This is a genomic window from uncultured Shewanella sp. (assembly GCF_947501225.1).
Lineage (GTDB): Bacteria > Pseudomonadota > Gammaproteobacteria > Enterobacterales > Shewanellaceae > Shewanella.
This window is the reverse complement of the sequence record NZ_CANMUW010000013.1, coordinates 39,994-66,785: the sequence shown is the minus strand read 5'-3', so window position 1 is coordinate 66,785 and position 26,792 is coordinate 39,994. Positions and strand designations below refer to the sequence as shown.

Here is a 26,792-nt window from a genome sequence, read left to right as displayed (position 1 = left end):
CGTTATCTGTGATGGCCGGCTCGCGAAAAAGGAAATTTGGAGAATATTTATGGCTGGAGCTAGCCTGTTGTCATTATTGGACGATATCGCATCTATTCTGGATGATGTCGCGATAATGAGTAAAGTTGCTGCGCGAAAGACGGCGGGCGTCCTGGGTGATGATCTGGCACTCAATGCCCAGCAGGTGTCCGGTGTCAACGCCGACAGAGAGCTGCCCGTTGTTTGGGCCGTGGCCATGGGCTCACTGCGCAACAAGTGTATCTTAGTGCCTGCGGCTCTGCTTATCAGTGCCTTTGTCCCCTGGGCCATCGTGCCTCTGTTGATGTTTGGTGGACTGTTTCTCTGTTTCGAAGGGTTCGAGAAGCTGCATCACAGCTATACACACAGGAGGGCTAAGCAGTCCGGCGAGCAACCGGATGCAGAGCCCCCGCAGATCGATGATCTTAAGGCCTATGAGCAGCAGAAGATAAAGGGGGCGATTCGAACCGACTTTGTGCTGTCGGCCGAGATCATCGCCATCACCTTAGGGGTCGTTGCCGGGAGTAGCTTTACGACGCAGCTGTTTACCCTCGTGGCTATCGCCCTGTTGATGACCGTAGGCGTATATGGGCTAGTGGCAGGTATCGTGAAGCTGGATGATGCCGGGCTCTATCTCAGCCAGAGGCAAGGTCACGGTGCAGTGACCCGTTTCGGTCGCTGGTTCGGCGGCGGACTGGTCAATGCTGCCCCTCACCTGATGAGAGGACTCACCATTGTCGGCACCATCGCCATGTTTATGGTCGGAGGCGGCATTCTCACCCACGGGTTGCATGCCGTGAGCGTACAGATCGAGTCTGCTGCCCATTGGATTGAGGGGATTAACGCTGTCGGTCCGGCACTGGCCGTTATCACACCTAGCCTGCTAAATACGGTGTTTGGTGTCATTGCAGGCGCACTGGCGCTGATAATGGTGTCCGGTATCCAGAAATTCAGGAGTCGATAGCCAACCGGTTAAGGTCGTACACCTGATGTCGGTGAACTTCATTCACCGCAGACTGTTGTATCAGGTTTCAGCGTTGTGTTTATGGTTAGTGAACCGCTCTTTAACCATGTTAAGCATGGCCTGAGCCGCGAATGAGAGCTGCTTGCCTTTTTGCCAATAGAGAGACAGCTCCCAATAGAGCTCGGAGCTTTTCAAAGGCACATGAACAACGCCGCTCACGCTGTGGCGTTCGGCGATCAGCTTAGGCAGCACCATGGTGCCGGCCCCGGCGGCCACCAGGGCGATACCGAAATCGGGGTGACTCACACGGGTGATGTTTTTCGGGGTGAACCCCGCCTTTTCACAGGCATCGAATACCTGGCCATAGAGGGCAAAGTCATGCTCGAACATGATCTGGGCTATGTCTGATATCTGGCATAGCTGCAGGGAGGCCTCATCTGCAAGAGTGTGATTCTTAGGCAGAACCACGACCATAGGATCTTCATGGATTCTGATGCCGTCGAACTCCTTATCGAACGAGACGATACCGGTTGCAAGTTCAATCTCTCCCTTTTGGAGTGCCAGGGTTTGCTCTACACCCCCGCGCACGAACAGGCTCATCTCAATCTTGGGGTAACTGTCCTTAAACTTAGCTATCACGGGGGCAAAAAGCTCGGAGCTGCCCAGCGGAGCCAGCCCAAGCCTGAGCTCTCCGGAGGTCAGGTCCCGCTGAGAGGCGAGCTCGTTCAGCATTCTATGCCTGGCGTCAAGAAGCTCTATGCCGTGACGATATACCACCTCTCCTGCAGATGTCAGCTTAAGCTGGGTGCCACGTTTACCCCGTTCAATAAGGACTAAGTCTAATTCATGTTCGAGCCCGATTATCGCCTTTGAGAGTGCGGGCTGAGTGATATGGATCTTTTCCGAAGCCCTGGCAAAGCCACCACTATCGACGATGTCGATGAAGTAGCTGATCACTCTGAGATCCATTTGTATTACCTTTGGTTATCTTTTCTATTCTTAATATTCATTTTTTTTATCTTTTTGGCAAGAGTAAACTGAGTCTACAGAATGAATTTCAGGTTTAGGTTTTACTTTGTTGACAGCAGACAGTATTAAAAAGTGTAGTGGCGGGCTTCAGCTGATGCTCCAGATCGGGCTATTTTGCTTACTGGCCTGGGCGATGGACCTGCTATCTGCTTATCTAGGCTTGCCAATACCGGGGAGTGTGCTGGGGCTCGCTATTCTGCTGTTGTTGATGGGGCTGAAGCTGGTGCCTGAGAAGGCGGTAAAATTAGGTGCCGGATGGTTAACCGGCGAGCTGCTGCTGTTTTTTATTCCGCCGGTTATCTCAATCATTAAGTATGAGAGCCTGTTTGAGCAATACTCGGCCCCCTTGATACTCACATTGGTTCTCGGCAGTGTCTGTGTGTTACTCGGTACCGGCTTTGTGGTCGATAGGGTGTTCAGGTTTGAGACTCAGATGAATATCAGGCGGTTAGACGCTGAAAAAGCGATGGGGGAGGCATAGATGTCTCAGTCGATGTTAGCTGTGCTCAGCTTAGGCTTTACCCTCTGTTGTTACTTCTTGATTAAACAACTGTATCTGAAAAAGCGGGTGTGGTGGTTGGCGCCTATCTTTATGGTGCCACTGGTCATTGTTCTGTTTGTGATAATCCTGAATATCCCTCTGCCGGCCTATTTCGAATATACCCATTGGCTGGTGGCCCTGTTGGCCCCGGCAACCATCGCATTCTCTGTGCCTATATATAGAGAGCGGCAGTTAATTTTAAAATATCCCATAACGATTGGCTTTGGTGTGGTGACCGGGCTGCTGCTGGGGCTGTTGTCCTCATGGGCGCTGACCCGGATATTCTCGCTGCCGCCAGAGCTGTCTCAAAGTACCTTAGTGCGCTCGGTATCGACGCCATTTGCTATGGAAGCCACATCTGCATTCGGCGGGATCCCTGAGTTGACCGCCATGTTGGTACTGCTTACCGGAATCATCGGTATGCTGCTGTGTGAACCTCTGTTTAAGCTGGCGAAAATTAACTCCCCTTTAGCCATAGGTGCAGCATTGGGCGCGGCGGCTCACGGCGCGGGAGCGGCAAAAGCCAGTGAGTTCGGTCAGGAGGAGGGAGTGGTTGCCAGCCTGACGATGATCTTTACCGGTATCGCTATGGTGCTTGGCGCCCCGATCTTCTCGCTCTTCCTGGTTTGAGACCGGGAGAAAAACGTTCCAATTGACTGTCATCCTCTCTGCTGAGGAGAGTCAGTTTCAGGGTCATCCTGTGGGATGGTTGGCCTTGCCCCTCTGACCATAAATACGGGGGGATACACCCAAAACTCATTCCCACAACATGGCAATTCAGCCATGATTATACCCGGAGCATGACCCCTGCTTCGGGTATTTTTTTAACGCCCAGATAACGCATCGTGAATGGTGCTATCGATCTAAGCCATGATCAATGGCATAACGGACCAGCCCGGCTGTACAGTCAATATCGAGTTTCTGTTTGATATTACGCTTGTGGGTTTCGACCGTGCGCACGCTGACATTCATCTCCTGTGCGATGCGCTTATTGTTCATGCCCAGCGAAATCAAGCGTAATACCAACTGCTCCCGTTGGGTTACAAGAGCCTGTTTGCCACTGGCCAGCTCCTGTGACAGGGTGTCTATCACCTCGGCACTGAAATAGCGCTTACCGGCAGCCACCTTTTTTATCGCTTCGATCAGCTCCTTACCGGGGACATCCTTGAGAATATAGCCATCTGCACCATGGCGCATTGCCGCCACAATATACTCCTTGTTGTCATGCATGCTCAGCATCACCACCTTGCACGCGATCTCCTGTTCCTTAATCAGCTCCAGCAGATACATGCCATCCATCTGCGGCATATTAATATCCATCAGTACAAGATCGAACTCAGTATCCTTGAGGATCTCCAGAGCCTGAAGGCCATTATCGGCTTCGGCTTGCACCTCGATATCACCGTCAAGGTTCAAACGATGCCGCAACCCTTCACGAAACAGGGGATGATCGTCTACCAAAAGTACCCGAATCATAATGCCCCCTCTGTGGTGCTATCAGCCTGATAACGCAACTCGCTCTGGGGAATACGCGCTATCAGGGTTACCCCCTTGCCAATCGCTGACTCCACTTTTAGCTCACCATTATAAAAACTCAGTCTTTCCTTCATATTTCTCAGGCCTATTCCCTCAAACGGGGTCGATTTTTTCTCGTAGCATTCATAGTTAAACCCCTGCCCATCATCATGAACTTCCAGGGTCAGCCATCCCGGGGTGAGGGTTTGCGAAATCAGCACATTCTTTGCGCCCGAATGACGTTCAATATTGGTTAAGGATTCCTGCACTATGCGATAAAGCGCGCAACTGAGCTCGGTCGAGAGTAGCTTGCGTACCGATAGTAGTTTGACCTTTACTTTGATACCGGTACGTAAAGAAAACTCACTCCCCAACTCCTTCAGCGCCGCCCCGAGGCCATAGTCAGCGAGTATGCTAGGGTGTAGTTGATGTGAGATATTACGTATGTCGAGCATGATCTGTCGCGTCATAGTTATCGCCTTCTCCAGCTCCGGGCCGGAATCTTCGCCGTACTCCTTTTTCAGCTGGGCGGTTTCCATGGCAAACAGGGCCGCGGCAATCGTCTGACTGACTCCGTCGTGCAGCTCTCTGGAAACCCGTTTGCACTCCTCCTCCTGAGTTTGGTAGATCCGTTCGTTGAGGGTCCTGAGCTTGGCATTCGCGAGTCGTTTCTCACCCACACGCATAAAGATGCCGCCGATAAATACGGCACTGACCGCCAGGGTACCGATCACCAGAGTCATGAAGGAGGTGTTGCGGATATGATGACTCATAGAGGCACTCAACAGCGCCGCCTCCTCATCGATATCATCGATATAGACGCCGGTTCCAAACATCCATTCCCACTGTCCCAACACCTCGGCGTAGGCGAGTTTTTGTCCCGGCTGCCCCTCATTGGAGGGCTGGTGAAACAGATAGGTGAGGTAACCGCCGCCTTTTCTCGCTCCTGAGATCAACTCCTGGATAAAATGGACGCCGTTATCGTCGGTCAGATTCAGCCAGTTTTTGCCGACCCGCCACTCCTGCTCGGGTAAGACCAGGCTATTGCCGTCGAGATCGTAGGCGAAGAAGTATCCGTTCTTACCGAAGCGCATATCGGCCAGCATAGATTTAACTTCCTGCTGGGTTTGCTGGGTTTGCTGGGTTTGCTGGGTTTGTTGGTTTCCCTGACTCTGCTTGAAATGTTTGATGGCTACGTTGGCGATCGCCAGGTAGTTTTTCAACTCCTCTTTGCGGTGATCGATAATACTCTGCCGATAAACGTCGACCACCTGTTGGGAGAGTTCCCGATACTGCATTTGAGTGACAAACACCACCAGTATCAGAGATAGAATGAGTGGAAGCACAGTGATTAGCTGTAACTTATGGTTAATATTCATCGCTGTTAACTACTCCTCAATATCCGGGAACACCACAGCCGCAAACGCTGCACCCGCAAAGCGGCGGTTATATTAACAGTTAATCAACCACCAAGTCGCAACAAATCCCCCTTGTTTAGGGGGAGTAAATCAAAGTTAGGCTAAATAACTGCGCCGTTAGTAACGGCGCAGCAACCACGCACTCACGATGATCAACATTTAGAATATGTAGCCCTTTTTATCAAATAATACAAAAATGGAAGCTGTATAACCCTGATAACGGCTATCCGGATGGATTATTTTGCGGCTGTTTGCAGGGCTCTCGCCTTCTCTTGTTACCTGTCGGTAACAGATTTCACAGTTAATCGCTCCAAAATTGATCTGCATCATATTGCCGGCTGTCTACAATTAGAGCAAGAAACACCTTGCCTCGCTCTAAAATGGTGTGTCTATAAGTAACTGTATTAATGGGGTAAAAGTGCCTGTTGTCCGAGTCGCCTGCCAAAAATCAGCAAGCCGGAATACAGGGATAAGGGGGGAACTACGTGTAAACCCTTAGTGGTGTTAGGTGCAAACACGGATAAAAAACGCCCTCATGAAACCATATCATTAGCCGCAGGTTAAAAATATGTTTGTCGGGTACCAGCCCTCGCGGGCTCTTGCTTCAGGCGAACATGAGACCAACGAGTCAACAGTTCCACTAGTATCTGAAAATAACGCTAAGTAACAAAACAGGATAATAAGAGGCAAGCATGACCTTTATTCAACTACTCGCAAGTTTAACGCCGGTGATCAGCGTAATGCTATTTCTAGTATTACTGAAGATGCCTGCATCACGGGCCATGCCCATCTCTGCTATCTTAACCGGCCTGGCCGCCGTGTTTATCTGGCAGATGGATAGCACTTTCTTGGCGGCGTCTGTCGTCGAAGGCCTGCTTGCGGCCTTGACACCATTGAGCATCATCTTCGGTGCCGTATTCCTGCTTAATACACTAAAATACTCCGGTGCGATGGATACCATTCGTGCAGGTTTCACCAACATCAGTGCCGATGCCCGTGTGCAGGTCATCATCATCTGTTGGTTATTCGGCTCATTCATCGAAGGTAGTGCCGGCTTCGGTACACCGGCTGCCATCGGCGCGCCACTGTTGGTGTTATTGGGAATTCCACCTATTGCTGCCGCGGTTGTTGCCCTTATTGCGGATTCTGCCTCTGTATCATTCGGTGCCATCGGTCTGCCTGTACTGTTTGGTATGGAGCAGGGACTGACCTCTGGCGGCGTTAATATGGCCGCTGCACAGATTGCCGAGCACGGCGGTAGTTTCGCAGACTATGCTCAGTTTATTGCCATGCATATGATCACCATAGATATGGTCACCGGTACCCTGATCCCCTTGGTTATCGTCTCCTTGCTGACCGGCTTCTTCGGTCGTAACAAATCATTCGCCGAAGGCTTTGCCATCTGGAAATTTGCCCTGTTCGCGGGTCTCGCATTTACCGTTCCGGCCTGGATGATCAACTACTTTGCCGGTCCTGAGTTCCCATCGGTTATCGGCGCACTGGTCGGTATGGCAATGGTTATTCCGGTTGCTAAGAAGGGTTACCTGCTGCCTGAGCAGCCCTGGAATGACTTTGCAGATGCTCCATCCCACAGGGCCGGTAAGGTCGAGGGGAAAACACAGTTTTCTCAGGTTGCGGCATGGACCCCATATCTGGTCATGGCTGCACTGCTGGTATTGTCACGTGTAGTAGCTCCTCTCAAAGCCTGGTTGGTTAGCTTTAACATTAGTTGGACCGGGCTGCTTGGAACTGAGCTTAAGGCGGGATTTGCCACTTTCTATGCTCCCGGCGCATTCTTCGTTGCCGTCTGTATCCTGGGCTTCTTTCTGTTCAAGATGAAGCCTGCGGCAATCAAAGAATCTGTGACGGTATCATGCCGCTCTATGGTGCCGACTATCATCTCACTGGGTGCATCTGTGCCTATGGTGAAGATCTTCCTTAACTCAGGGGAAAACGCTGCGGGCCTGACATCTATGCCTGTGGCTCTGGCCGATACTATGGCCGCCTCTATGGGAGCCGTCTGGGCCTGGGTATCGCCGATTGTAGGGATCTTCGGAGCCTTCCTGTCGGGCTCGGCCACCTTCTCCAACATGATGTTCTCCGGTCTGCAGTATAGCGTTGCCGACAACATAGGCATGAACCACGCCATGGTACTGGGTTTGCAGGGGATTGGTGCTAACGCCGGAAACATGATGTGTGTAATGAACGTCGTTGCCGCCGCAACCGTAGTGGGGATGGCGGGAAGAGAGTCAGAAATTATCCGTAAGACGATGCCGGTAGCACTAGCCTACGCCATGATTGCGGGCACCATAGCCTTCCTTTGGGGTGGTTTCTAGAAAGTGATACCCGAACAGTCAGAGCCGCACATCCCGGCTCTGATTGAGCTTAATCATAGCGAGTAGAGAGATATCTCCAATGTCGATAAATTATAAAGCTGTAGTAAGTGATTTACGTAAGAAGTTGGGTGAAAAGCCTGTAACGGATGAATATGTTCGCCGCTTCGCCTGGTCAACCGACGCCAGCTATTTCAGAATTGTTCCGGAAGTCGTTGTTCATGCCGAGAACATGGACGAAGTTAAACACACGCTAGCCGTTGCCCGTGAACATAATGCACCTGTGACATTTCGCGCAGCAGGTACCAGCCTGGCCGGTCAGGCTATCGGTGAAGGTATTTTGCTTATTTTGGGCCATGATGGTTTCAGAAAGATTGAAGTCAGCGAGGATGCCAGAAAGATCACCCTCGGTTCTGCCGTCATAGGTGCCGACGCCAACGCCGCATTAGCGCCGCTCAACCGAAAAATCGGTCCGGATCCGGCGACGATTGGGTCGGCCATGGTGGGTGGAATGGTGGCTAACAACGCCTCGGGCATGTGTTGTGGTACCGCGCAAAACAGTTATCAGACCATAGCGTCGGCCAAGTTGCTGTTCGCCGATGGTACCGAGCTTGATACGGGGTGTAAAAAGTCTAAGGTTGCATTCGCCAAGTCCCATGCAAACCTGCTTGAGGAGGTGTATCAACTGGCTCATAAGACCCGTCATAACCTCAAGCTTGCAGACAGAATTCGTAAGAAGTACTCCATCAAAAACACCACAGGTTACGGCATCAATGCCTTAGTCGATTTCAGCGATCCTTTTGATATCATCAATCACCTTATGGTCGGTATGGAAGGTACCCTGGCCTTCATCGACGAGGTGACCTACCACACGGTCAACGAAGCTAAGTTTAAGGCTTCGGCCCTGGCCGTTTTCCACAACATGGAGGACGCGGCTCGCGCCATTCCATTGATCAATGGCGAGAGCGTCGCGGCGGCCGAACTACTCGACTGGCCATCCATCAAGGCTGTTACCGGTAAACCCGGCATGCCTGACTGGCTATCTGAGTTGCCACCTCACTCTGCTATCTTGTTGATCGAGTCCCGTGCCGACGATGCCGATGTTTTGGATCTATATACCCGGGATGTGACGACTAAGCTTGAAGGGTTTGATTTCCTGCGTCCGATCAGCTTTACCAGCGACGCTGAGGTATATGGTGAGTACTGGGCTATGCGTAAGGGGCTGTTCCCTATCGTTGCGGGTGAACGTCCTAAAGGAACCTCGGTTATCATTGAAGATGTGGCGTTTGAGCTTGAACACCTGGCCACCGCTGCGAGTGATATTACCGCGCTGATGCACAAATTCGGGTATCCGGAAGGTTGTATCTATGGGCATGCGTTAGCCGGTAACTTCCACTTCATCATCACTCCAAGGTTCTCGACTCAGGATGATATTGACAATTTCCACGCCTTTATGGATGAAATTGCCAAGATGGTGATTAATAAGTACGACGGTTCGATGAAAGCCGAACATGGTACAGGTCGGGCGGTTGCACCTTATGTAGAGATGGAGTGGGGGGAGGAAGCTTATACTCTGATGAAGAGTATCAAGCATATTTTTGATCCTCAGGGGATCCTGAACCCGGGTGTCATCTTGAATGATGATCCCAAAATCCACGTTAAAGACATTAAGCCCTGCCCGGAGGTCGATAACTTTGTCGATAAGTGCCTCGAGTGTGGCTTCTGCGAGAAGACCTGTCCGACCTCGGCGCTTAACTTCACTCCGCGACAGCGGATTGCCACCTTGCGTGAGATTGCCCGGTTGGAGCAAGTTGGTGAGCAACAGGCTGCCGAAGAGATGCGCGCCGCCGCTAAATATGATGTCATCGATACCTGTGCAGCCTGTCAGCTGTGTACCATAGCCTGTCCGGTCGACAATAAGATGGGTCAGTTGGTGCGTAAACTCAGAACGCCATCTATCAGCAGTGGTCAGCAGAAGTTCCTCGATTTTCAGGCGGACCATTTCGGTGTTGTAAACCAGGTGATCAGTACCGGCTTCGATATGCTGGGTGTGATCCATAAGATCACCGGCGACGGCTTCACCAATACAATGATGAAGGCTGGACGATTGCTCAGCTCTGAAGTGCCTTACTGGAACCCCTCTTTCCCTAAAGGCGGCAAACTTCCCAGGGTTTCAGCCCCTAAGCCCGGGCAGGAGACTGTGGTTTACTTCCCGGCCTGTGGCGGACGTACGTTCGGTCCTACGCCTGTAGATAGCGATAAGCGACCACTGCCGGAGGTTGTGGTGACCTTACTGGAGCGAGCCGGTTACAACGTCATCACTCCACAGAAGACACGGGATCTATGCTGCGGCCAGATGTGGGAGTCTAAGGGAGACTTTAAGAATGCCGATGCCAAGCGTCTGGAGTTGATCAGGGCCGTGTCTGCCATGACACAAGGCGGGAAGTTCCCGGTGATCATCGATGCACTTTCATGTACAAAGCGAACCTTAGGTGGCGATAAAGCTTTGACTGAGCAGGTGGAGATATTGGATCTGGTTGAGTTTATGCACGACAAGCTCTTGCCTAAGCTGACTATTAAGAAGAAGTCTCACGCCGCACTACATCTTGGCTGTAGTGCTCGTACCATGAAGGTTGAGCCTAAGATGACCGCGATAGCCGATGCCTGTTGTACTCAGGTTATCCGTCCGGCGGGGATCGAATGTTGTGGCTATGCGGGTGAGAAGGGGCTCTATAAGCCTGAGATCAATGCCAGTGCACTGCGCAACATCAAGAAGCTGATCCCTGTAGATGTGAAAGAGGGTTATTACGCTAACCGCATGTGTGAAGTTGGTCTGACTCAACACAGCGGCGTTCCCTATCGCCATCTGGCCTATCTGCTCGAAGAGTGTACTCGTGGCTAACCATGATTAAACTGGAATAACAAAAAGGGGCTGATTTCAGCCCCTTTTTGTCGATCTCTTCTCTGGTCTATTGATGGTGTTACTGTTTCAGCAGGTTTGCACAGAGTTTTACGAAGTCTGATGAGGTGACTATGCCCTCAATCCCCCCCTGAGAGTTGACCACCGGCAGGCAGCCCAGCTTGTTCTCGATAAAGTACTCTACGACGATGGAGAGGGGCTCATCATCGGTGAGTTTTTGAAATTCGGTATCCATCAGGTTTTCAACGAGCTGCCCGCGTTCTTTTCTGTCCAATGCGTTGCCACCATACCTATGCATCATGGCCATCACAGTGCTGATCATCTTCTTGTGTGTAAGAATGCCGACCAGCTTAGAATCAAACTCAGATATTACGGGCAGGTGGCGTACTCCTCGGCTCTGCATCAACTCATGGGCATCTTTTAAGCTGGCCTTGTGACTAATGCAGACCACTTGTGTGCTCATAATATCGCTTACTTTCATCGTTATTACTCCATGGACAGTTTATCGACTTCTTACTGTCAATATAGCCTTAATTCCAAGTTTTTATTAGACAATTCTACCAAGATTACCATTTTAAGATAATTTTTTTGTAGCGAAAATGTCATCTCAATGTTACAAAGTGGGGGCAAGTTAGACCTCTTACCACTAGAAGTGATATAAAAAATAAAGGAATAATAATGAAACGGTCTTTTTCTCGTCGGGATTTTTTAGCAATGTCGGCAAAAGGTGTAGGCGCCGCAGTCGTGTCATATGGCCTGATGGGCTGTAGTAGTGATGATGACACCGAGGTTAGCCAGGTTAGTTTTTTACATGGTATCGCCAGTGGCGATCCCAGTCACAGTGCCATCATTCTCTGGACCCGGGTAACCCCCCAAGCGGAGGGCGAGGTAAAAGTTGCCTGGGAGGTCGCCACCGACGAAGGCTTCACCGATCTGGTGACCAATGGTGAAACAACGACTTCGGCTGAACGTGATTATACGGTCAAGGTGGATGCCATAGGTTTAGCGGCGGGAAGCCGTTATTACTACCGTTTCTCCTCCGGAGAGGTCGTAACCGAAACCGGGGTCACTCGTACCCTGCCTCAGGGGGCGGTGGAGTCGGTAAAATTGGCTGTGATGTCATGTGCTAACTTTCCGGCCGGTCACTTTAATGCTTATGAGCTTGCGGCTGGGCAGGATGAGCTGGATGCGGTTCTTCACCTTGGTGATTATATCTATGAATATGGCCGCGGTGAGTATGCCAGTGAGAATGCCGCCGAGTTAGGCCGTGAAGTGCTACCTGAGGGGGAGCTGTTCACTTTAAGTGACTATCGTACTCGCTATGGTCAGTATCGCGGCGATGCCAGCCTGCAGAAACTACATGCTAAGGTGCCGTTTATTACCGTATGGGATGACCATGAGATCGCTAACGATGCCTGGTCCGATGGCGCCGAGAACCATAACGAGGGCGAAGGGGAGTTTGTCGACCGCAAAACGGGGGCCCTGCAAGCCTATTTTGAGTGGTTACCGATCCGTCCGTGGCGTGAAGGTAATCATGAGGAGATCTACCGCTCATTCAGCTTTGGCGATCTGGTGGATCTGCATATGCTGGATACGCGGGTGGTGGGCAGAGACAAGCCTCTGGACTACGCAGACTATATTGACCCTGCAACTCAAGCCATGGATAGCGAAAAGTTCACCTTGGATGTGACCAGTACTGAGCGATCTATGTTGGGAGCGGAGCAGTTGCAATGGCTGCAGGGAAGCCTGTTAACCGCAACGGGTAAGTGGCAATTGATCGGCCAACAGGTTCTAATGGGGAAGATGTCACTGCCGGCAGCGATCGCTATGCAGAAGTTGAGTATTGCCGAATATGCCGAGTTAGGGGCTATCGCTCAGTTAGCCGCCCGTGCCGAGGCGGGCGACCCTAGCTTAACCGCCAGTGAGTATAGCTTTTTGATCGGCAATCAACATAAGTTAACGCCTGAGGCGATGGCGCTGCTGCAGATGCCAAATGTGCCCTATAACTTAGACGCGTGGGACGGGTATGCCTATGAGCGTGAGGTTATCTTAGCCACTGCCAAGTCTAAGGGGGTAAACCTGGTCGTTGCTGCGGGTGATACCCATAACGCCTGGGCTAATGAGCTGACCGATGCCGCCGGTGATACCGTAGGTGTCGAATTTGCGACCAGCTCTGTCTCCTCTCCGGGACTGGAGTATTATGTGGGGATCCCACAAGAGCAACAGGAGGCAACAGAGGCCGGGGTGACCCAGATGGTCGATGGCCTCAAGTATACGAATCTGCGTGACCGGGGCTTTATGGTATTAACGTTTACAAGCGAGCAGGTGCGCAGTGATTGGCACTTCGTCGATACCATCTTATCGACCGAGTTTAGTGAGAATCGTGATAAAGCATATAGTGCCGTCACTCAAATCGGTGTGCCACAGATCGTCGCCGCCGACTAACTCATTATTACCCGGAAGTCCTACATAGCAGCCACCCTTACGGGTGGTTTTTTTGTACATGGATGTACTTATCCCATCATCTCCATGGATGGAAAGATATGGTATTTGTACAGGGATCTATCTATTACTTAGCTATCCCATCATCTCTATCTATTTGTCCATGGATGAAAAGATGTGGGATTTGTACATGGAGTTGTTTATCACTTCGGCTATCCCATCATCTTCAACTGTACTTCGGAGACGTAAAGAGAGGGGAGCCCGGCTGAGGTAAATTTAAAGCTGAAAAATGCCGCCATGTGTCTAAGTTTTCATTTTATTTGCAGCGCTAGATTCACTTTTAGTATAAAATTTGCGTCCAAAATCTGGTAGGTGCCTACACTTTAACCTGTATATTTTCAAACTGGTTATTTTGCGGTGCATTCCCGTCTTTGGAATGTCCGCTCCCACCTGCCAAGTTGACCTAATATAACAAGATGGGGACGGTCTGATGTCGGAAAAATGCTTTATTACAGCACAAGAGCTACTCGAAGATTCATTTCGCTTAGCGGCTCAAGTTTATGAGAGCGGTTTTCGTCCGCAGTTTATTGTTGGTATCTGGCGTGGCGGGGCTCCGATAGGCATCGCAGTGCAGGAATATTTCGACTTTAAGGAGATTGAGACCGATCATATCGCGGTTCGTACCTCCTCTTACTACGGCATTAATCAACAGAGCAAACAAATTAAGGTTCACGGTTTGCACTATATCGTCGAGAATGCAAATGCAGGCGACGGGCTCTTGATTGTCGATGATGTTTTCGATTCCGGTCGCAGTGTTCATGCGCTTAAAGAGAAGCTGGCAGAGCTGATGCGTTTAAACATGCCTCAGGATGTACGTATTGCCTGTCCATACTACAAGCCAAAGAACACCGCAGTTCCGCTGAAACCTGATTACTACATCCATGAGTCGGAAGAGTGGTTAGTGTTCCCTCATGAAGTATCGGGGCTCTCTGCCGAAGATCTGGAAAACGGTAAGAGCGATCTGAAAAATATTAAGCATCTGTTTGTCTAAGGCTTCTTTTAAAGCTGATCTTTGAAGCGAGTGCTTAAAGCTGTTGTCAGGCCATCACCTAGGTGATGGCCTTTCTTATTATGAGCTAAGTGAGCTTTCTCTGTTTTCTTAGACCTTTATAATCTGTCTATCTGTTCACTCAGTTGGTAGGATTTATCGGTCACTATGGTTTCAAGAGTGGCGACTCTCTGCTGTAACTTGACCAGCTCACTCTTCAGTGCATCCACTTCGCTGTTATCGACACTGGCTTTTCTGTTGTTAAACTCTTTATAAGCCTTTACGCCAAAAACTGCGATAATGGCGATGGCCATGACTTCAAATGGTCCCATAATCCTGATTCCCTCTGCTCTTATGTTTTTCTACTACAAATATATTCGAATTTGAGTGATTGTAGTAACTGAATACAAATGAGAATACAAACTCTATGCCAAAAAATATATTGTTTTATATCAGATGATTATATTTTTTGTTTGGCTTGCGCTTCTCTGCTGTCATGATCATTTAGTGAATTTTGCGACTTTATCACCATATACGCTAAGGTGCTCAGTGCAACAGCTTCTCTTTGATGAGCACGCATCGTTTCTCCTCCTGATGTACCTCCAACAGCGCGCGACGGGTTCCCATAGATAGCTGCGTATGTTTATCGATGGCTTTCTGTAGCCGGGCTATGCCCGCATGGTCACATTGAGTCGGAATAAGCTTAGCGGCATAACTGCGCATAAACACCGGGTCATTTTCGCTGTCTATCTTAGCTAAGCCGGCTAACCTCTGCTCGGAGGTGGCGGCACTCAGCACTTTCTGCTCAGCCGGATAGAGGTGAGACATTGCGGTGCTGAGTTTGGAAAACGGCAAGGTCTGAGTATGCTCGATGCGGTTAAGCCATTGACGCTTAATGCTGGCCTCGGGTCTGGACACCAGTGCCGCGATGGCTGCTTTCTCTCCGGAGTCACTGCCATCGACTTTCTGCTCCGCCTCAAGCAATTTTCGGCTGCCGCCATGATCATAACGGTTGAGCTGGGTGATGATCTTCCACCGAGTATCCTGATCCAGTGTTAATCCCCTTATTTGGGCTCTTCCCTGCAGCAGCTGCTCAAGGTGGTCCAAGGTTCGTGGAGTTCGTGAAAAGTGAATATAGGCATCGAACCAGCGACGCTGGAAGTCGCTATTGCCGGTATTTGACATGGTATTTCTCAGGCTCATCTGCGCCAGCCCTTTAAGTACTCTATCCGTGTAGCTTAGATGGATAGGCTGCATCTGCTCAAGGTAAGACTTGCTTTGGTAGAGGTTAGCCAACACCTGACCGAGGATGATGTAATCTTTCTCGTGTGGCAGGTTGATAAATACTGTGCCCAGATACCTGTCCAGGGGAAGAGCGCCGCTCGATACGCTGTCCCAAAGACTTTGCCATAGCATAGATCTCAACATGGGATCTTTCATCATGTTGAGATCTTGTCTGGCCGTATCGAATGATTTGTCATCGAGTAGGACTTTCACATACCCCCAGTCCTGATAGTTGGGGTATACGAGATCCGGACAGCGGACACCAATGAGTCGTTTTACTTCGGTTCTCGCACCTTTATAAGTTACCGGGACTGTGACATTCAGATGCAGTTCCCGTCGCCCCTTGGTAAACAGGCCAAGTTGTATCTTCTGTTCTCTTAATTTTGGCAGGGCCTCACTTGCAGGAAGTTGCAGCAGGGCGAAGGAGGAGATGCGATCTGCTTCACAGCTAAATTCGGCCTTTATCGTATTTACGCCACTATGGTTGAGCCACTCATCACTCCAATTGCTGAGATCGCGTCTGGCTATGCTACCTAAGCTGGTAATAAAGTCTTGCAGTTCTGCATTCTGGTAGCTGTATTGTGTCAGGTAGTGCTGTACTCCCTGCTTAAACACCTTAGTGCCTAAAAGGTGGTTGAGTTGCACCAGTACCGACGCCCCTTTTTGATAGGTGATGGCATCGATATTATCGAAGGCGTTGCCTGAGGTGGCGACCGGAACTTCGATGGGGTGTGTCGTGACCCGGCTGTCCTGTTCATAGGCTTTCTGTTTTCCCTTGGCATAGAAACTTCGCCACGCATGGGTAAACTCGGTGGCTTCAGCGGTGGCGAGTGTGGCCATGAAGGAGGCGAAGCTTTCGTTGAGCCATAGACCGTTCCACCATTTCATGGTGACCAGGTTACCGAACCATTGATGGGCCATCTCATGCATGATGACTCCGGCCAGGCTCTGTTTTTGAGCTAAGGTCATCTCTGTCTTATGCAGGAAATAATTTTCACTGAAGGTCACGGCGGCGGCATTTTCCATGGCGCCGTAGAGGAAGTCGGGAACCAGCAGCTGATCATATTTATTAAAGGGGTAGGAGATGCCGAAATACTCATCGAAGAAACTCAATCCCTGCCGGGTGTAAGTAAACCAGTATTCGGGAGTGACCTGCTCTGCGACCGATTGACGGGAGAATAGGCGTAGTGGGTACTTACTACTGTTATCCTGCCACATATGGTATGGGCCGGCATGTAGCGAAAAATTGTAGGGGCTTAGTTTCGGACTGGCCGGAAAGTGCCAGCGGTTCATCTCTCCCATTGCCGTTATGCTCTGCTCTCTCATGGCGCTGATCACGACCCACTCTTTAGGTGCGGTGACGGTGAGCTGGTAGCTGGCCTTCAGGTCGGGCTGATCGAACAGGGCAAACATCTGCTGTGCGGCGGCAGGCTCGAAATGAGAGTAGAGGTAGACCTTGCTGTCGATAGGATCGACAAAGCGATGCAGCCCCTCACCATTGGTGCTGTGTTTTCGTGTATAGGCGACCTCTATGGTGTTATCGCCGGAGATTAACAGGCCGGGGTTTAAAGTGAAGTAGTTGCCGTTGTATCTTGGGTAGATCTTATGACCGTTGATGATAAAGCTGTTAATCGTGGCCTGATTGAGATCTAAGGTCAGGGGAGAGTCTGTATCGGATAGGGTGAAATTTACCCGGGTTACCCCGCTAAACTCGCTCTGACCGGTTAAGGTGAACTCGAGTTGATAACTCACCCCGGAGATCCTGTCTGAACGGGATTGTGCCTGCTGCTGGCTGATGTAGGTGTTAGTTTCCAAGCGTGTCGGCTGTGGTGTTTCTGTACTGCTGCAGGAGATGATTGAGGCAGAGAGCATTAAGAGTAGACAGACACGCAGCAGATTCACAGCAAAGATCCTTAGGCTTATTATTTTTATGCCCGATACACTAACTCATTTTTATTCTGTGTGCGATAGGGGCGATAACAGTGACTGTTTTTAGCCTAAATAAAAAATGCCGGTCAGGAGCTGACCGGCATTTTAAAAACCTTCTGGCCTCGGGGCTATGAATGTAGCTCCCTTCTCTGGTGCGGCCTATATTCTAAAGGCTATAAGCCCAGGAAAGACTTAGACTTAACTTTACGGATCTCTTTTTCATCAGACCATTCGATAAGGCCCGTTTCGAGATCCATCAGGCGCATCGTCATCTTATAGTAGACATCTTTGGTGCTGCCATCTTGCTTGACTATGCTGGACAGGTTGCCGTAGAGCATATATTGAGCACCGATCTGGCGGCCGAAGCTTATGGCTGTAGATGGGTCTACCATGCCGGCATTATTTTGATAATCCAGCTGTTTACGTACTGCGTCGACTTTTGTCATGTCGATGAAGCGGAACTTACCCGAACGAAGTAGCTTATTGCTGATAGAGTCGGTGACCGATTCGGTATCGATATGCTCAGAGGTCTTGTTCTTAATCTTATCGACAAACATGATAGGTCGATCGTTAGCCGTTAACACCATGACCGGCGGGAAGGTCAGCATGCTGTCGACCATCTTGGCGGCGATGGCCTGAAGATCGCTGGAGCCGAAGTTTTCATTAACGGTTTCCACTTCTGTGGCATCACCATATTCGACTTTAGATTGGCAACCTGCCAGGCCAATGGCTACAGCTAGCATAAAAATAAGTTTGAAATGTTTCATAGTGAATTCCATTAAATGTTTATCAGATGATTATTGAATAAAAACGTGTGTAATTTCCAGTGTCTACTGCCCAAACCAGCGTTGTTCTTCCGCTTTTTACCTCTATCTGAGCGGGCGTTCCATTATCCAGTTGAATCGAATAAGGGCCATTATCAAGGTAGGTCCGCGCAATTTGAGCCTGCTTGGGAAGAGTGAGCCAGCTGCGTCTGTCTGCCTGCTCTGTGACAACGTTAAATATCTGCATTGCAATTACGCCGAGATCGGTCTCGTTACGGCGCTTCTTCGATTCGCTCTCAACACTTCGGGCCATCTCAGACTTGGCATAAATACGTGCGGCCTGACGAATGAGTGCGGCGGGCAACTCCTCTTTGAGTGCCGTGATCGCCAGTGCGTCAATGTTTGCTATCGGCGATGCTGTCAGGCTCTTGCCTAGTCCCTTAACCTTTCCCGGAGATACGGGGCGTGAGTTAGAAGTATAGGTAGCAAGTGAGGCGGTTTGCCAGTTTCCGTGGATGGTGAAGGGGACGCTGAAGCTTTGCTTTTCAGGCACAAACCCACGTTCGATCAGCAAAATGACCTCACCCTGATCTCTTTTCGCCGTTGTAGCTTTCCCCCAGCGACGTTCGAATTCATCTGCCTGAGGCATAGATAACTGCTTCGAGAGTCTAACCAGGTCTTTCTGCAGGTAGGGGTTATCGGGAGATATTTGTGCGGCTTTACGGTAATCGATAAATGCATCATTAGGCTCGCCCAACAGCTCATGCAGTACACCTGTGGTGTAGTAGCTATAGGCATTAAGAAATGAACTGGTGAGTGAGCCAGCCGCCTTTTCCAGCCTGTTAACTTCGGCGTCAATGGTGCCGTTCGCCATCGCTTGAACTGAGCTGTTCGATTTTTGATACCTGGCTTGTTCAAAGCTTTGTAGCTCGTTACTGCGCCTGACTTCGACCAGGGCACCCTGTTTATCGCCACTGAAGATATAGTTTAGTGCCTGATATTGGTGCAGCATCACCCGCTCATAGCCCGGGCCACGATAGGGGATCACATTATCATTAATAAACAAGCTGCTGGCGGTCGCTCCGATATCGGTAACGCTCACCGTCGCCTTATCGTCAAACTCAAGATAGCCGGCAACGGCTTGTTGGTAATACCGCTTGCTTGCTTCGAAGTCTCCGCTGATCTGTGCGACCCTACCGGCTTCCTGTGCATACAGGAGTCCATCGGCACCTGAGATATTTGATTCGATCTCACGCACCCCTTTAATCGGATTAGCGGTGTTGAGTTGTGCCTTTACCGGAGCGATTTGGGAGGGGTAGCTGATTAAGATACTGTTTAGCGCACAGCCACTGACTAATAGGCTAAGCAGACAGAGCAGTAGCCATCTTTTCATTGTGAGGCCTCACCGACTTGAGCAATGGCTAACATCTTGATCCTTCAATGTCCATATTTTGCATTTAACCACATCCGAATTTAAACATGCTATAGCTGAATCCAGCCTGACTCGGTTATCAAAAATGAGCAAGAGTCATCATAGCGTCCCTTATACCATATAGGGGGAGTCAATCCGGAAGTGGCCTGACTACTTTTAATAGTGAGGAGGTGGCGACTCTTCGGACTGACTGGCCATGTTGCTGGGTTCTACCGATTGCAACTTAGTGATAAGTATACGCAGCTGCTCCTGCTGTGTTGCGAGCAGGTCATTGAGCTTTATCACCTGTTGGTCCAGCTCTTCTATGGTTCCCTCTTGAAACGCCAGTTTCATCTCAAGATCTTCGACTCTTCTTTCTAATTGATCCATTTTTACCTCTAATGGACGGGCATTGGCCAGGTTTCTATCAGGCCGTTACTGCTGATGCTGATGATCCGATCAGGATCCTTGTTAGCGACAGAGTATACAACGGCTCCCTTAATTTGGGCACGTTTGGTTCGCTGAACTTGCCAATTGGCGAGTTTTCGCCCGCTTTCGACTCTCCATACTATAACTTCTCTCGCCGGTGTGCCTGTGATAAGCAAGGTATCCTCATTTGAAAATCGAGCGGTTGAAAAGTTCATTTTTCTGCGAATGATACTTAACTGGCTGAGTTGTTCCCCACGCCTGTTATCGATAATCTTGGCTATGTTGGTACTGTCGCCGATAAATGAGAGCGTGCCTGCCTGGTTCAGGGCAACGCTGATGATGCGATTATCCAGTTTCCAGTCATGTATCGGTTGTCCGGTTGCCGCATTCCATAGAATAGCATGTTGATCATTTGACCCCGTTAATGCAAGTTTACCGTCGGCTGAAAGAGATACGCTGTTAATTTTTTCACTATGGCCAAGGAATTTAATCAGTGAGCCGTTATTGGGACGAAGGGACATGACGCTACCATCGTTGAGCCCTATCAATAAAGCGCCGGTGTTTGCCAGTGCAACGCTCTGACCCGTGGAGGGAAGTGACCACCAACCCAGTGAGCTGCCATCGACAACATTCCAAAGTGCGACAGAGGTTCGACTCAAAGAGGCGGCATATTTCTGGTCCGGAGATATCGCTGTATCGACAACACTATTATCACTCTTGCCATGGATCCAGGTGAACATTTGTTGATTGGTATCGAGATCCCATAATTGTAAGCCGCTATTGGCGGTGCTGATTAAGGCCATGTCGCCCTGCTCCGAGAGACTGGCATCGTAACTGGGCTCAGTTATTAGCTGGTACGTATCTATGGCTTGTGGCCGACAAGCGGTAACAAGAAGAGCACAAAAAACAAGCGTGAAGAATATTTTCATGAACTTGCTCCCTATCCTGTTGTCTGTAGCTCAAGTGTCATTACTTTTATCTATGATCAGCAAACTTAGATAATGTAATTGGAATAACGTATTTAACTAGTATAAAGTGGTTCGCCTTATAAGAGTAAGGTTATTGTAACTACAAGAAGATGCTGAGGAAGCTTTAATGAAATCAATTTATAAAATCTCGCTGGTTGCGTTGGCCGTTATCGGTCTGTCTGCTTGTAACCAAGAACAAAAAACAGCTGAAACTGCTGCCAATGTCGAATTGAAAACAGAAGCACAGAAAGAAGCCTACAGCGTCGGCGCCTCTATCGGTAAGTATATGTCAGGTCATATCAAAGAGCAGGAAGAGTTAGGCCTGTCGGTAGATCGTAGCCTTATCATTACCGGTTTCACTAACGGTCTGAATGATGAGCTCAAACTCACCGAAGAGGAGATGCAAACTGTTCTTCAGGGACTAGACGAGAAGCTGAATGAAAAGCGTCAGGCCCAGGCAGCTGCACTTGCTGAGAAAGCCCTCTCTGAAAGCAAAGCATTTTTAGATGCTAACAAGGCTAAAGAGGGCGTAGTTACAACAGAGTCTGGTCTTCAGTACGAAGTATTGACTCCGGGCACAGGTGATAAGCCATCAGCGGAAGATACCGTTGAGGTGCATTATGTTGGTACCCTCACCGACGGCACCGAGTTTGATAGCTCTGTTGCACGTGGTCAACCGGCTAAGTTCCCGCTTAACCGCGTTATTCCTGGTTGGACCGAAGGTGTTCAGTTGATGCCTGTTGGCGCTAAGTATAAGTTCGTTATCCCGGCAGAGCTTGCATACGGCGACCGTGATACGGGGTCGATTCCTGCGAACTCTACCTTGGTTTTCGAAGTTGAACTTCTCTCTATCGAGAAAGCTGCCGCACCGACAGCGGAAGCTGCAACAGACGGCCATGCTCACTAAAGAGTGGGCAGATATAGAACCACTAGCCTGGTTAGGTTCTAAATTCGCAACTTAAATAGAGCGGCACCCTCAATTGCGGGTGCCGTTTTTTTCTACCGAAATAATGTTTTGATTCGTCAGCGTGCTACTTTAAGTAGTTTTATTTAACCCCGACTTTCGAAATGTTGGATTAAATTTTTTATGTGTGAACTGAGTATAATTACTCAGATCTGTACCGCATCGCTTATTTGCTCCCCCATGTCTTTCTGAATTACAATCCTCGGGCTCAGAGGCATTTTTTGTCAATTGTTGAAAGGTTATTTATGAAAATTGTTATCGTTGGAACCGGTTATGTCGGTCTGTCTAACGCGATTATTCTGGCTCAGAATAATGAAGTGGTTGCCTATGATATTGATGAAGAAAGAGTTAATTTATTAAACAGTGGGAAGTCTCCGATTGCAGATAAGGAAGCCGACGAATACCTGATAAAGGCAGAGCTGAACTTAAGAGCCACACGGGATAAAGAGTCTGCTTATAAAGATGCGAAATATGTGATTGTTGCTACGCCTACAGATTATGATCCTGAAACGAATTACTTTAATACCAAGTCTGTAGAGTCAGTGGTAAACGATGTGATCAGCTTGAATCCTAATGCCACGATCGTGATTAAATCTACTGTCCCTGTTGGTTACACTAAGCGACTATCTGCTCAGCTGGACTGCAAAAATATTATATTCTCTCCTGAATTCCTTCGTGAAGGTAAAGCTGTTTTTGATAATCTTTATCCATCGCGAATCGTCATCGGTGAGCAGTCTGAAAGGGCTGAGGTATTTGCCGACTTATTGGTTGAGGGAGCTATAAAGAAAGATATTCCACTGCTTTTTACCGATGCTACCGAGGCTGAAGCGATTAAACTATTCTCAAATACCTACCTTGCGATGCGGGTAGCCTATTTCAATGAGTTGGATAGCTACGCCGAGACTCATGGCCTGTCATCGAGGCAGATTATTGAAGGGGTTGGGCTCGATCCCCGTATCGGAGATCACTATAACAATCCATCTTTTGGCTATGGTGGATATTGTCTGCCGAAAGATACCAAGCAGCTATTAGCGAATTACCAGGATGTTCCTAATAACCTTATCAGTGCGATTGTAGATGCGAATGTGACTCGTAAAGATTTCATCGCCGATTCCATCATTAAACAAGAGCCTGAAACTGTTGGCTTATACCGTCTGATTATGAAATCTGGTTCTGATAACTTTCGTGCTTCATCGATTCTGGGAATTATGAAACGGATCAAGGCGAAAGGGATTAAGGTGGTGATTTACGAACCTGTGATGAAGGAGAAAGCTTTTTTCAATTCTGAAGTCATGGAGGATCTGAGTGAGTTTAAACAGGTGTCTGATATTATTGTATCTAACCGCATGGTGGATGAACTCTCTGACGTAGTAGATAAAGTTTACACACGCGATCTCTTCGGTTCAGATTGAGTTGGCTTAATAATCAGTAAAAAGTAGGGCAGGGTAATTTATCCTGCACCTTTTTTTTTACCTGTTTCTTGAATTCATTTTTCACACTCTTTTCCCACTTTGCAAAGGTAAGCGTCCTCCTGCAATATCAGTAATCCTCCTCTTATCCTGTTTAATCTCCCGGATACCAGAAAATCGACTCTCCAGCTCATGGGGCGGGAAAATGCCGACAGGATAAATTCCTGCGGCGGATGAAGCTTTGGCACCCGATGGGCATAAGAAACATTTTCAGGGGGGAGTAATCAGGCTATTTTAAACAGATATGGCACATCTTAACCTTCATTGGGTTAGAATTAGGTTAGATATTTTTTCAGGTTTAAGATTATGGAATATGAATTTCGACGCAATACCTTAACAGGAACTGTGCTTGCCAATTTCAGCATGGATCATGAGGTGTTGGGCTTTTGGTTTGCAGAGGAGTTGGGTGAGAACAGAGACAAGTATACTGAAATTTGTCAGGCGATTGCTCAGCTTCAGTCGACCCGTTTATCTCAGTGGAGATGGGTGGGAAAGGCTCTGTCCCTGGAACTCGATTGTGAGCAAGCGAGAGTGTTTGCCAATGAGCTGGAAAATGGCGAGGAGCTTGATTTTGATGAGTCTATGTCACTCTATGATGGCGAGTCTGAAGCATTCTGTGGTCTGGAAGACTTTAATGAGGCACTGGTGAAGTGGCGGGAGTTTTTAGATGAAACTCGCTAGTAGCGAGTAGAGTAGGAGAGGCTACCTTGACTGCCTCTCCCATGAGTGTTTAACACTGCTTGACCAGTGGATGATTACTGATTTAAGTATCTGACAGCCATCTCCGTTCTCGATTTAGCGTTAGCTTTTCTCAGTAGGTTCTTCACATGAACCTTTACCGTTCCTTCACTGATGTGCAGTAGCTCCGAGATAACCCGGTTGCTCTTCCCTTCGGCGACCTGTTGCAAAATTTGCAGCTCTCTTGGAGTCAGGTTATTCAGCCACTCCTCCTCTTCGGCCGCGTCCTTTAGCTCATAAAGAAAATCTTCGACCGACTCGCTGATCACCCTGTGGCCCTGCATCGCATTCTTGAGCTTTTCCAGGAGGAGATCCGGCTCGGTATCCTTTAACAGGTAACCGTCGGCACCAGCTCTTACCAACCGAATGACATCTTGCTTTGCATCCGATACGGTTAAAATGACGATGCGGGATGTTACGCCTTCCTGACGCAGGCCGTTGAGTGTATCCAGGCCCGTCATGCCTTTCATATTAAGATCTAAGAGGACAATATCGGGCTCGTTTTCCTCGATAGCTGAAAGTGCATCTAAACCACTGCCTGCCTCGCCAAAGAGGGTGAAATCTGAATCAGAGGTGATTAGTTGGCAGATCCCACGGCGTAGCAGTGGGTGGTCATCGACAACGAGAACGGAATATGGCTTACCCATTTTTTATACTTCCTCCTGCTGAGGTGTGAACATCAGAGTAGTTATTGGTCTTATTAATCCAAAGCAAGGCTTTGATTATCTTCTTCATCTAAGATGGTTCCTGCTGAGGCGGGAAGGTGAGTGTAACCGTTGTTCCCCCCTCAGGGTTGCTGCTGAACTCTACTATACCCGATAAGCGGCTGGCGCGCTCATGCATAATACCTATTCCAAAATGTTGGTCCCGCTCTCTTAGCTTCTCGATACCGACGCCATCGTCGCTGATGCTGATGGTTGCCTCGGTGGCTGAGCTCATAAAGCAATGAATATTAATGTGTTTTGCATTGGCATGCTTGATGGCATTTAACGTCGCTTCTCTGGTGAGCTGCAATACATGAATATGTTGATGAGCCCCTAAAAGCTGAAGGGGGAGTTTATAGTCGAGTGAAATATCTATGTCGGATTGGCCGCGTAGTTGTTCAAGCATAGCCTCGATGGCGTGGCTTAAATTGGGATCTTTGATCGTTAGCCGGAAGGTGGACAGCAGCTCCCGTAGTTGTACATACGCGGTATTTACCCCTTCGTTGATCTCCGATAACTGCTCCTCCACCTGGGGGCTCCTACAGGCACTGTCCAGTCCTTTAGATAGCAGGTTTACCTGTATCTTTAAAAATGAAAGCAGTTGCCCTAGTGAGTCATGTAGCTCTCTTGCGATGACACCACGCTCCTCCATTAGTGCCAGTTGCTGTTTCTGCTCTCCAGCACTGTAGATCACGATGGAACGTGCGAGCATTATGGCAAAGTTTTCAAATAGCGGATGGTTAGGCTGTTCATTGGAGATGACCTCCAGATAGCCGAGCTCGTTGTCTTCAAATTTTAACGGGAAGTTTATCTGATTCGATGTGGCAAGAGGCCAACCTCCATCGGCTTCGATAACCTGCTTATCCTCCTCATCACCCTGACATATGACTAAGCGAAGAAAGCTGTGAGGTTCATGGGCCCTTAGTTGATTCAATGCTTTCTTTAGGGTGTCGATATCGAGTGTTCCTGAGTGCAACATGACCAGGTTGTCATAAAGCAGGGTCAGCTCATCGTTGGCTCTTGTCAGTGCAAATGTCTTCTCTTTAACCTGCGATTCAAGATCTTTATAAAGGGCTGAAAGTTCTTTGGCTGTGCTCTGCAGGGCATTACTCAGTGCGCTGAGCTCTACATAGTCTGTCGAGGGCATCTCGATATCGAAATTTCCCTTGGATATCGTATTTGCCGACTCCATCAGTTTATGTAGTGGGGTGACCACCTTTTTCTTGGTAAAACGGACCGCAATAAACGCGATGAGCAGCATCAATCCGAGACCAAATATCTGACTTGCTGCCAGTAATTTGATCTTGAAGGCGGCATGATGTTCCATCTCCAGAACCAGGAGGTCAATGGTATCGACGAAGTCCTTGAGCGCCGCCGCATAGAGACGTGAGTTTTCCTGCTGAATATAGAGCTTCATCAGTTTCCATTTACTGATCACTAACTGGTATTGATCCGTTGATGCTTGAGAGCTGTACCAGGCTTGAGACCGTTTTAGCGCCTCTGAATATAGGGTGTTTTCAAACTCCTCGATTTTTTCATCAGCCTCATCACTGCCTGAATTTGCGTAGAACATCAGGCGGTAGCTTTGCATTCGCAGAGAACCAGATGCGTTGATAGCTTTTGCATCTCCCAGGCTATACGACAAATTGATTATGGAAAATGTTGCTAATCCGCTCGAGAGGAGAATTAAAGTTAACATTAACCCTAAAATAGTCGATGTTAAGCTGCCTTTTTTCATTATGTAAAAACTCACTAAATTAGTATTTTTAAGCTACTTTTTATTGGTGGCCTAAATTAGTTAACTCTTGACTAGATTAACAAAAGTGCAAAAGTGTGACCAACAACACATTTACATTTTGATCTACCGCATATTTTGCTACGGATACCCACTTAGGGGTATATTT

22 protein-coding genes are annotated in these 26,792 nt (G+C 48.9%); 10 read left to right on the top strand and 12 right to left on the bottom strand.

Annotation, left to right across the window (positions count from 1 at the left end; genetic code table 11):
* Nucleotides 1-49 precede the first annotated feature (49 nt).
* Complete coding sequence (locus tag Q1B47_RS16765) at nt 50-982, top strand: DUF808 domain-containing protein (RefSeq protein ID WP_299796033.1); 933 nt, start codon at nt 50-52, stop codon at nt 980-982.
* A gap of 60 nt (nt 983-1,042) precedes the next feature.
* Here Q1B47_RS16765 and Q1B47_RS16760 read toward each other — a convergent pair whose 3' ends face one another.
* Nucleotides 1,043-1,951, bottom strand: coding sequence for a LysR family transcriptional regulator (locus tag Q1B47_RS16760; RefSeq protein WP_299796030.1), 909 nt, complete (start codon nt 1,949-1,951; stop codon nt 1,043-1,045).
* Nucleotides 1,952-2,105: 154 nt separating this feature from the next.
* Between Q1B47_RS16760 and Q1B47_RS16755 the strand changes: the two genes are divergently transcribed.
* Together Q1B47_RS16755 and Q1B47_RS16750 are read left to right on the top strand one after the other, a co-directional pair.
* Nucleotides 2,106-2,492, top strand: coding sequence for a CidA/LrgA family protein (locus Q1B47_RS16755; RefSeq protein ID WP_299796027.1), 387 nt, complete (start codon nt 2,106-2,108; stop codon nt 2,490-2,492).
* The gene (locus Q1B47_RS16750; RefSeq protein WP_299796025.1) at nt 2,493-3,182 is read left to right on the top strand and encodes an LrgB family protein; all 690 of its coding nucleotides are present in this window, start codon (nt 2,493-2,495) and stop codon (nt 3,180-3,182) included.
* 225 nt (nt 3,183-3,407) lie between these two features.
* Here Q1B47_RS16750 and Q1B47_RS16745 read toward each other — a convergent pair whose 3' ends face one another.
* Together Q1B47_RS16745 and Q1B47_RS16740 are read right to left on the bottom strand one after the other, a co-directional pair.
* Entirely contained in the window at nt 3,408-4,028 is a 621-nt protein-coding gene (locus Q1B47_RS16745) for a response regulator transcription factor (RefSeq protein WP_299796022.1), read from the bottom strand.
* Complete coding sequence (locus tag Q1B47_RS16740) at nt 4,025-5,446, bottom strand: cache domain-containing protein (RefSeq protein WP_299796019.1); 1,422 nt, start codon at nt 5,444-5,446, stop codon at nt 4,025-4,027. The genes Q1B47_RS16745 and Q1B47_RS16740 overlap by 4 nt, the downstream gene beginning before the upstream one ends.
* A gap of 731 nt (nt 5,447-6,177) precedes the next feature.
* Here Q1B47_RS16740 and Q1B47_RS16735 point away from each other — a divergent pair.
* Entirely contained in the window at nt 6,178-7,821 is a 1,644-nt protein-coding gene (locus tag Q1B47_RS16735; protein WP_299796016.1) for an L-lactate permease, read from the top strand.
* Between the two features lie 79 nt (nt 7,822-7,900).
* A complete protein-coding gene (locus Q1B47_RS16730) occupies nt 7,901-10,720 on the top strand; it encodes an FAD-binding and (Fe-S)-binding domain-containing protein (RefSeq protein ID WP_299796014.1) in 2,820 nt (939 codons plus the stop codon).
* Between the two features lie 79 nt (nt 10,721-10,799).
* Here Q1B47_RS16730 and Q1B47_RS16725 read toward each other — a convergent pair whose 3' ends face one another.
* A complete protein-coding gene (locus tag Q1B47_RS16725) occupies nt 10,800-11,219 on the bottom strand; it encodes a CBS domain-containing protein (RefSeq protein WP_299796011.1) in 420 nt (139 codons plus the stop codon).
* Between the two features lie 197 nt (nt 11,220-11,416).
* Between Q1B47_RS16725 and Q1B47_RS16720 the strand changes: the two genes are divergently transcribed.
* Together Q1B47_RS16720 and Q1B47_RS16715 are read left to right on the top strand one after the other, a co-directional pair.
* A complete protein-coding gene (locus tag Q1B47_RS16720; RefSeq protein ID WP_299796009.1) occupies nt 11,417-13,183 on the top strand; it encodes an alkaline phosphatase D family protein in 1,767 nt (588 codons plus the stop codon).
* Between the two features lie 487 nt (nt 13,184-13,670).
* On the top strand, nt 13,671-14,231 hold the full coding sequence (locus Q1B47_RS16715) for a phosphoribosyltransferase family protein (protein ID WP_299796006.1): 561 nt from the start codon (nt 13,671-13,673) through the stop codon (nt 14,229-14,231).
* A 116-nt stretch (nt 14,232-14,347) separates the two neighbouring features.
* Here the strand turns inward: Q1B47_RS16715 and Q1B47_RS16710 are convergent, their stop codons facing one another.
* The 6 genes from Q1B47_RS16710 to Q1B47_RS16685 form a co-directional block, all read right to left on the bottom strand.
* Nucleotides 14,348-14,560 carry a hypothetical protein gene (locus tag Q1B47_RS16710; protein WP_299796003.1) on the bottom strand — a complete coding sequence of 71 codons (213 nt, stop codon included), beginning with the start codon at nt 14,558-14,560 and terminating at the stop codon, nt 14,348-14,350.
* 214 nt (nt 14,561-14,774) lie between these two features.
* Nucleotides 14,775-17,414 carry an aminopeptidase N gene (gene pepN / locus Q1B47_RS16705; RefSeq protein ID WP_299796000.1) on the bottom strand — a complete coding sequence of 880 codons (2,640 nt, stop codon included), beginning with the start codon at nt 17,412-17,414 and terminating at the stop codon, nt 14,775-14,777.
* 200 nt (nt 17,415-17,614) lie between these two features.
* A complete protein-coding gene (lpoB, locus tag Q1B47_RS16700) occupies nt 17,615-18,208 on the bottom strand; it encodes a penicillin-binding protein activator LpoB (protein ID WP_185817515.1) in 594 nt (197 codons plus the stop codon).
* 22 nt (nt 18,209-18,230) lie between these two features.
* Nucleotides 18,231-19,598 (bottom strand): hypothetical protein, encoded by a 1,368-nt coding sequence (locus tag Q1B47_RS16695; RefSeq protein ID WP_299795991.1) that lies wholly within the window; start codon nt 19,596-19,598, stop codon nt 18,231-18,233.
* Nucleotides 19,599-19,793: 195 nt separating this feature from the next.
* Entirely contained in the window at nt 19,794-20,006 is a 213-nt protein-coding gene (locus Q1B47_RS16690; RefSeq protein WP_299795987.1) for a SlyX family protein, read from the bottom strand.
* 8 nt (nt 20,007-20,014) lie between these two features.
* The gene (locus Q1B47_RS16685; protein WP_299795984.1) at nt 20,015-20,974 is read right to left on the bottom strand and encodes a hypothetical protein; all 960 of its coding nucleotides are present in this window, start codon (nt 20,972-20,974) and stop codon (nt 20,015-20,017) included.
* 166 nt (nt 20,975-21,140) lie between these two features.
* Here Q1B47_RS16685 and fkpA point away from each other — a divergent pair, with 166 nt between their 5' ends.
* The 3 genes from fkpA (at nt 21,141) to Q1B47_RS16670 (ending at nt 24,127) form a co-directional block, all read left to right on the top strand.
* A complete protein-coding gene (gene fkpA / locus Q1B47_RS16680) occupies nt 21,141-21,920 on the top strand; it encodes an FKBP-type peptidyl-prolyl cis-trans isomerase (RefSeq protein ID WP_299795982.1) in 780 nt (259 codons plus the stop codon).
* Nucleotides 21,921-22,222: 302 nt separating this feature from the next.
* Complete coding sequence (locus tag Q1B47_RS16675) at nt 22,223-23,389, top strand: nucleotide sugar dehydrogenase (protein WP_299795979.1); 1,167 nt, start codon at nt 22,223-22,225, stop codon at nt 23,387-23,389.
* 363 nt (nt 23,390-23,752) lie between these two features.
* Nucleotides 23,753-24,127: a YacL family protein gene (locus Q1B47_RS16670; RefSeq protein WP_299795976.1), complete on the top strand. Its 375-nt coding sequence runs from the start codon at nt 23,753-23,755 to the stop codon at nt 24,125-24,127.
* A 74-nt stretch (nt 24,128-24,201) separates the two neighbouring features.
* On the opposite strand, the gene Q1B47_RS16665 is transcribed toward Q1B47_RS16670, so the two are convergent.
* A complete protein-coding gene (locus Q1B47_RS16665; RefSeq protein WP_299795973.1) occupies nt 24,202-24,831 on the bottom strand; it encodes a response regulator in 630 nt (209 codons plus the stop codon).
* 88 nt (nt 24,832-24,919) lie between these two features.
* On the bottom strand, nt 24,920-26,626 hold the full coding sequence (gene narQ / locus Q1B47_RS16660; protein ID WP_299795971.1) for a nitrate/nitrite two-component system sensor histidine kinase NarQ: 1,707 nt from the start codon (nt 26,624-26,626) through the stop codon (nt 24,920-24,922).
* Nucleotides 26,627-26,792 lie beyond the last annotated feature (166 nt).

Bases quoted from the DNA above. Each gene is read 5' to 3' on its own strand.
- Q1B47_RS16765 (WP_299796033.1), top strand. From the start codon at position 50: ATGGCTGGAGCTAGCCTGTTGTCATTATTGGACGATATCGCATCTATT.
- Q1B47_RS16760 (WP_299796030.1), bottom strand. From the start codon at position 1,951: ATGGATCTCAGAGTGATCAGCTACTTCATCGACATCGTCGATAGTGGT.
- Q1B47_RS16755 (WP_299796027.1), top strand. From the start codon at position 2,106: ATGCTCCAGATCGGGCTATTTTGCTTACTGGCCTGGGCGATGGACCTG.
- Q1B47_RS16750 (WP_299796025.1), top strand. From the start codon at position 2,493: ATGTCTCAGTCGATGTTAGCTGTGCTCAGCTTAGGCTTTACCCTCTGT.
- Q1B47_RS16745 (WP_299796022.1), bottom strand. From the start codon at position 4,028: ATGATTCGGGTACTTTTGGTAGACGATCATCCCCTGTTTCGTGAAGGG.
- Q1B47_RS16740 (WP_299796019.1), bottom strand. From the start codon at position 5,446: ATGAATATTAACCATAAGTTACAGCTAATCACTGTGCTTCCACTCATT.
- Q1B47_RS16735 (WP_299796016.1), top strand. From the start codon at position 6,178: ATGACCTTTATTCAACTACTCGCAAGTTTAACGCCGGTGATCAGCGTA.
- Q1B47_RS16730 (WP_299796014.1), top strand. From the start codon at position 7,901: ATGTCGATAAATTATAAAGCTGTAGTAAGTGATTTACGTAAGAAGTTG.
- Q1B47_RS16725 (WP_299796011.1), bottom strand. From the start codon at position 11,219: ATGAAAGTAAGCGATATTATGAGCACACAAGTGGTCTGCATTAGTCAC.
- Q1B47_RS16720 (WP_299796009.1), top strand. From the start codon at position 11,417: ATGAAACGGTCTTTTTCTCGTCGGGATTTTTTAGCAATGTCGGCAAAA.
- Q1B47_RS16715 (WP_299796006.1), top strand. From the start codon at position 13,671: ATGTCGGAAAAATGCTTTATTACAGCACAAGAGCTACTCGAAGATTCA.
- Q1B47_RS16710 (WP_299796003.1), bottom strand. From the start codon at position 14,560: ATGGGACCATTTGAAGTCATGGCCATCGCCATTATCGCAGTTTTTGGC.
- lpoB (WP_185817515.1), bottom strand. From the start codon at position 18,208: ATGAAACATTTCAAACTTATTTTTATGCTAGCTGTAGCCATTGGCCTG.
- Q1B47_RS16695 (WP_299795991.1), bottom strand. From the start codon at position 19,598: ATGAAAAGATGGCTACTGCTCTGTCTGCTTAGCCTATTAGTCAGTGGC.
- Q1B47_RS16690 (WP_299795987.1), bottom strand. From the start codon at position 20,006: ATGGATCAATTAGAAAGAAGAGTCGAAGATCTTGAGATGAAACTGGCG.
- Q1B47_RS16685 (WP_299795984.1), bottom strand. From the start codon at position 20,974: ATGAAAATATTCTTCACGCTTGTTTTTTGTGCTCTTCTTGTTACCGCT.
- fkpA (WP_299795982.1), top strand. From the start codon at position 21,141: ATGAAATCAATTTATAAAATCTCGCTGGTTGCGTTGGCCGTTATCGGT.
- Q1B47_RS16675 (WP_299795979.1), top strand. From the start codon at position 22,223: ATGAAAATTGTTATCGTTGGAACCGGTTATGTCGGTCTGTCTAACGCG.
- Q1B47_RS16670 (WP_299795976.1), top strand. From the start codon at position 23,753: ATGGAATATGAATTTCGACGCAATACCTTAACAGGAACTGTGCTTGCC.
- Q1B47_RS16665 (WP_299795973.1), bottom strand. From the start codon at position 24,831: ATGGGTAAGCCATATTCCGTTCTCGTTGTCGATGACCACCCACTGCTA.
- narQ (WP_299795971.1), bottom strand. From the start codon at position 26,626: ATGAAAAAAGGCAGCTTAACATCGACTATTTTAGGGTTAATGTTAACT.